This window comes from Streptomyces lancefieldiae (assembly GCF_031845825.1).
Classification (GTDB): Bacteria; Actinomycetota; Actinomycetes; order Streptomycetales; family Streptomycetaceae; genus Streptomyces; species Streptomyces lancefieldiae.
This window is the reverse complement of the sequence record NZ_JAVRFH010000265.1, coordinates 1-658: the sequence shown is the minus strand read 5'-3', so window position 1 is coordinate 658 and position 658 is coordinate 1. Positions and strand designations below refer to the sequence as shown.

2 protein-coding genes are annotated in these 658 nt (G+C 73.3%); both read left to right on the top strand.

Annotated elements, in window-relative coordinates:
* Window positions 1-404: hypothetical protein (locus RM812_RS42040; RefSeq protein ID WP_311586276.1), on the top strand; the 404-nt coding region annotated here is incomplete at its 5' end.
* A partial coding sequence (locus RM812_RS42035; protein WP_311586274.1) for an NAD-dependent epimerase/dehydratase family protein occupies window positions 401-658 on the top strand: 258 nt, incomplete at its 3' end. The genes RM812_RS42040 and RM812_RS42035, both read left to right, overlap by 4 nt.

Below are 658 nucleotides of genomic sequence, written 5' to 3'. Positions count from 1 at the left end.
CCCTGCGCGCGGTGGTGATCACCGAAAGCCTCACCGGCGGAGCGCTCCCCGAGGCGTTCTCCGGCCTGGAGGACCGCCGCTACGCGCATCTGCTGGACGAGCAGACCCCGATCGAGATCATCGAGCTCACGGTGCCAGCCAACCGCGCGCCGGCGCTGGCGCTGGAACTGGCCGCCGTCCTCAAGCCGCGGCTGTTCTACGCGCATCTGCTGGACGGCGAGCGCATGCTGGTCGCGTTCCCGCACACCGTGGTCGCCATCCGGCGCGGCGATGCGGCGACCATCGCCCACGCCCAGGCCGTGGGATCCCTCTTCGGCATCCCCGACGAGCAGATGCGTTTCGCGGAGATGTTCGACACCGACCACCCCGACGCCCCCGCACAGCCGGAGGCCACGACCCGGTGACGTCCCACCCGTCCTCCAGTGCCCCGCTGGCCGTTGTCACCGGCGGCAGCGGGGCACTGGGCACCGCGATCCGCAGCCGCCTGACGGAAGAGGGCTGGCGCATCATCGCCACCTACCGCACCCGCCCGCCCGAGCCCGTCCCTGCCGAGGGGCACACCACCTGGGTCCGGTTCGACGCCGCCGACGACACCTCCACCGGGGCGCTGCGCGAAGCCGTCACCGCCCAGCCCGGCCGGCTGCACGCGGTGTTCGCC